General features: G+C 73.6%; 5 protein-coding genes. 2 read left to right on the top strand and 3 right to left on the bottom strand.

All coding sequences use genetic code 11. The features are described 5' to 3' along the window. Together H5J30_RS19230 and H5J30_RS19225 are read left to right on the top strand one after the other, a co-directional pair. On the top strand, positions 1-837 hold an 837-nt coding region (locus H5J30_RS19230; RefSeq protein WP_181788652.1), incomplete at its 5' end, for a SelB domain-containing protein. Positions 838-1,058: 221 nt separating this feature from the next. Beyond that, entirely contained in the window at positions 1,059-1,910 is an 852-nt protein-coding gene (locus H5J30_RS19225; protein ID WP_258563410.1) for a ThuA domain-containing protein, read from the top strand. A 7-nt stretch (positions 1,911-1,917) separates the two neighbouring features. Here the strand turns inward: H5J30_RS19225 and H5J30_RS19220 are convergent, their stop codons facing one another. The 3 genes from H5J30_RS19220 to H5J30_RS19210 all read right to left on the bottom strand — a co-directional run bounded on the left by H5J30_RS19220 (position 1,918) and on the right by H5J30_RS19210 (position 4,205). Continuing rightward, positions 1,918-2,355, bottom strand: coding sequence for a VOC family protein (locus H5J30_RS19220; protein WP_181788650.1), 438 nt, complete (start codon positions 2,353-2,355; stop codon positions 1,918-1,920). Positions 2,356-2,395: 40 nt separating this feature from the next. Beyond that, a complete protein-coding gene (locus H5J30_RS19215) occupies positions 2,396-2,698 on the bottom strand; it encodes a hypothetical protein (RefSeq protein ID WP_220189101.1) in 303 nt (100 codons plus the stop codon). Positions 2,699-2,780: 82 nt separating this feature from the next. Next, positions 2,781-4,205, bottom strand: a complete 1,425-nt coding sequence (locus H5J30_RS19210; protein ID WP_181788649.1) for an FAD-binding oxidoreductase — start codon at positions 4,203-4,205, stop codon at positions 2,781-2,783. Positions 4,206-4,366: the final 161 nt, after the last annotated feature.

Below are 4,366 nucleotides of genomic sequence, written 5' to 3'. Positions count from 1 at the left end.
CTCGCCGAGCCGCTCCCGCTGCGCATCGGGGACGCCGGGCTGCTCCGCCACCCCGGAGCCCACGACATCGCGGCCGGGGTGACCGTCCTCGACGTACGGCCCCCGGCGCTGCGGCACCGCGGCGCGGCTGCCGTACGGGCGGAGGAGTTGCAGGGCATGGAGGGCACGCCCGACGGCCGGTCCGAGGTACGCCGCCGGGGCCTGATCCGTACCGGCGAACTCACGGCGATGGGCGCGGACGTGCCGTTTGCGCCGGTGGCGGGCGACTGGCTCGTGGACCCCGCGCGGTGGGCCGAACTGGGCGCAGAACTGGAGCGCGTCGTCGGGGAGCACGCCCGCGAGGATCCCCTCGCACCCGGCCTCACGGTGGCGGACGCGGGCCGGCGCCTCGGGCTCCCCGACATGCGGTTGGCGGCCGAACTGGTCCGGGCGCCGCTCGTCGTACGCGACGGCCGCATCCTCCCCGCCGCCGCCGACCGGCAGTTGCCGCCCGCCGTCCGATCGGCCGTACACGCACTCCGGCGGCAACTGGCGGACGCCCCGTTCCTGGCACCCGACGCGGACGGGCTGCGGGACCTCGGGCTGGACGACCGGGCACTGCGCGCCGCGGTGCGTACGGGCGCCCTCCTCCGGGTCGACGCCGGCATCTACCTGCTGCCGGGGGCGGACACGGAGGCGGTACGCCTCCTGCGCGCGCTCCCCCAGCCGTTCACGGTCAGCCAGGCCCGCCAGGCCCTGGGCACCACCCGGCGCGTGGCGACGCCGCTGCTGGAGATGCTGGCCCGCCAGGGACACACGCACCGCACCGCCGACGGCCGCCACCGCGTCGTCGACTAGTCGACTAACGGAGGGCAACGAAATGTCACTTCTCCCGGCGTGCCAGTAGGCGGACCGCGAAAAGGGCACCGCCCGCGCCCCCCGGGGCCGTGGCGGGCCATCTTGACATGTGCGCGGAAAGGGGCGGTAGTTGGTGGGGACATGGAAGCGAGGGGAGTGTCATGCGTGACGCACGATCTGGCGTTCGACGCGCGTTGTTGGGGGTGGCCGCGCTCGGGCTCTTGGCGACGTCGGCCGTGCCCGCCCAGGCCAAGGACGAGTCGAAGGTCCTGATCTACACCGGGACCACCGGGTACCGCCACGCCGGCGCCATCGACGGCGGCATCGGCCACATCCAGAACGCGCTGGACGAGGCCGGGATCTCGTGGGTGCGGGAGGACTGCGACGGGCTTGGCGGGGCGGTCGGCAACTGCGACCACCCCGACGGGAACCCGCGCGTCTTCAGCCCGGAGAACCTGGCCGAGTACGACGCGATCTTCCTCTTCAACGCCTCGTCGCAGTGGCTCGGCGGCGGTCGCCCCGGCCCGCTGTGGGACGAGGAGCAGCGTGCCGCGATCCGGGGGTTCGTCAACGCCGGCGGCGGGATCGCCGCCAACCACAACGCGGTCGACATGGGCGCCGGCGTCACCACCTGGGACTGGTGGGACGGCGGGGCCGAAAGCGCGGTCGGCACGCTGATGCCGGGTCACGCCGCCAGCGACCTGGACAATGTCGCCACGGTGCGGGTCGCCGACCGCCACCACCCCTCGACGCGCGGCTTCCCCAAGGAGTTCTCCTTCGGCGACGAGCACTACAACTTCGCCCGCAGCGTGCGCGGCGACGCGCGCGTGCTGGCGACGCTCGACGAGGAGTCGTACGACCCCGGCCCGAACGCGATGGGCGAGGACCACCCGATCTCCTGGTGCAAGCCGTACGACGGCGGCCGCATCTGGGTGACCGGGATGGGCCACTTCCCCGAGTCGTACGCGGCGAACGGCGGGGACAACTACCTCGTCAGGCACCTCGTCGGAGGCATCGGCTGGGCCGCCGGCAAGGGCGCCGAGGGCAAGTGCGCGCCGCGGGGCCGCCCCTGAGCGGCCGTCAGCCCTTCTTCAGCTCCTCGGCGAGCATCACGAGGATGCCGCTGGGCCCGCGGACGTACGTGAGCTTGTAGACGTCCTCGTACGTCGCCACGCCGCGCAGCGGACGGCATCCGTGCTTTGCGGCCGTCTCCAGGGCGGCGTCGATGTCGTCGACCGAGAAGGCGACGCGGTGCATGCCGATCTCGTGCGGAAGGGTGGGGTCGGTCTCGATCGCCTCGGGGTGGATGTACTCGAAGAGCTCCAGGCGCCCCTGGCCGTCCGGCGTCTGGAGCATCGCGATCCTGGCGTGGTTGCCGTCGAGGCCGACGGCGGTGTCGGTCCACTCGCCGCTGACCGTGTCGCGGCCGAGGACCGTGAGGCCGAGGTCGGTGAAGAAGGAGATCGCCGCTTCGATGTCGCGGACCGCGATGCCGACGTTTTCGAGTTTGATGGCCATGCCGGGCATGCTAGCGAGCCGGGCCGACAAGGGGCTGCCGTCACTCCTTCTGCCGGTTCCGGTACGCGCGGGCCGAACGCGCAAGGACGTGCCTCTCCTTCTTGCGGCCGAAGTAGAGACGCAGGGGGACCGTCACCAGGAGGGCCGACACGGCCGCGCTGATCGCCGCGTTGAGGAGGATCCGGCGCTCGTCCTGCACACCGTCGGCGTCCAGGAAGAAGGCGGTGGGAATGTAGACGAGCCGGGCGACGGCCACCCAGGCGATCACGGCCACGCAGCCGCGTTCCGGCCCGCCGGCCCGGTATTCCGACTCCAGCCGGGGATCGTGGAATCGAGGACGCATCGTCCGATTCTGGCAGTTGTTCCGGCGTACGGAACAGAGTGGAACAGAGCGCCGCGGTGGCGGCACGCGGCCGGGTGCGGGCTCAGGGGGTGGCCGGGGTGATGTTCTGGTTGAGGTGGAAGACGTTGTGCGGGTCCCAGACGCCCTTCAGCGCGGCCAGCCGGGCGAGCTTGGCCGCCGGGTAGGCGCGGCGGATGCCGCGGGGGCCGTCGTGGGCGGTGAGGGAGTTGACGTAGACGCCGTTCGCGTACGGTGCGAGCGCTGAGCCCGCGGCGCGGGCGGCGGTCATCCGGGCGTCGTCCTCGGCCGGGTCCGTCCAGCGCGACCCGGCGCCGAACTCGAACGCCGTGCCGCGGTGGGCGAACGCCGCGTCGTCGTCGGGGACGTCGGCGATGGCCCCGCCGTGCGCCTGCAGCCCGACCCCCGGCAGCCCGGCACCGGACCGCCCACCTGAGCCCGTGCCCCGCAGGTCCGTTGCGCCGCGCAGCAGGAACGCCTCGACCGCCGGCGTCGGGAGGTCCCGCAGGTAGTGGGCGGCGGAGTAGCGGAGGTAGGCGTGGCCGCCGCTGGAGTCGTCCCTGCACTGCAGTTCCAGGTACGACGGCGTGGTGATCCGCGTGGCGACGGGCCGGCCGAGTGCGCGCAGCGCCGGCAGCAGCTGCCGCCCCCGCTCCGGGTCGCCGACCCACACGAAACCGACCGTGGCCACCGGCCCGCCGCCCGCCGGGCCGTCGGCGACGGAGGCCGAGAACGCCGCCTCGCGCGGCGCGACGGCGTTCAGGTCCCGCCAGCCCTCCAGCACCGGCACGGCGTCCTCGGCGCGGTAGTCGAACTCGGCGACCAGCGTCCGCGTACCGGTCCGGTGCAGCCGGAACTCGAATTCCGTCACGACCCCGAAGTTGCCGCCGCCCCCGCGCAGCCCCCAGAACAGCTCCGGGTGCTCGCTCCTGCTCGCCGTCACCACTTCGCCGTCGGCGGTGACCACCGTGTACGACGCGACGTTGTCGCACGCGAGCCCGTACTGCCGCGCCAGCCACCCCATGCCGCCGCCGAGGGTGAGCCCGCCGACGCCGGTGTGCGAGACGTTCCCCGCGGTGGTGGCAAGGCCGTACGGCTGCGTGGCCCGATCCAGCGCGCCGAGCAGCGCGCCGCCCTGCACGCGCGCCCGCCGCCGCACGGGATCGACCCGCACGCCGCCCATGGGCGTCAGGTCGATCATCAGACCGTCGTCGGGGACGGCGAAGCCGGCCACGTTGTGCCCGCCGCAGCGGATGCCCGTCTCCAGGTCGTGCTCGCGGGCGTAGCGCACCGCGGCCTGGACGTCGGCGGTGCTCGCGGCGCGGACGATCATCCGGGGGCGGCGGTCGACCATGGCGTTCCAGACGGTACGGGCGGAGTCGTACCCGGCGTCGCCGGGAAGGAGGAGCCGGCCGTCGAGGGAGGCGGCCAGGCGGGAGCGGGAAGTGCCGGTGGTGCCGGCGGTGCGGGTGTGCGTCGCTGTCGTCATGCTCCGAGCCTGACGCGGATCGGTACCCGCGGTAAGGTCCGATTCCATGCCCCGAATACGGACCAATTCCAGCACCGCCGAGGACCTGCTCATCGAGCTGGACCGGGACCGGACCCGCGCCGAGCCGCTGCACCGGCAGGTCGCGGCGTCGATCCGGGAGA

Origin of the sequence: Streptomyces phytophilus (genome assembly GCF_013870535.1) — a bacterium.
GTDB classification, from domain to species: domain Bacteria; phylum Actinomycetota; class Actinomycetes; order Streptomycetales; family Streptomycetaceae; genus Streptomyces; species Streptomyces phytophilus.
This window is presented reverse-complemented; position numbering and strand designations above follow the sequence as displayed.

Coding starts and splice junctions, on each gene's coding strand:
- H5J30_RS19220 (WP_181788650.1), bottom strand. CDS start 2,355: ATGGCCATCAAACTCGAAAACGTCGGCATCGCGGTCCGCGACATCGAA.
- H5J30_RS19210 (WP_181788649.1), bottom strand. CDS start 4,205: ATGACGACAGCGACGCACACCCGCACCGCCGGCACCACCGGCACTTCC.
- H5J30_RS19215 (WP_220189101.1), bottom strand. CDS start 2,698: ATGCGTCCTCGATTCCACGATCCCCGGCTGGAGTCGGAATACCGGGCC.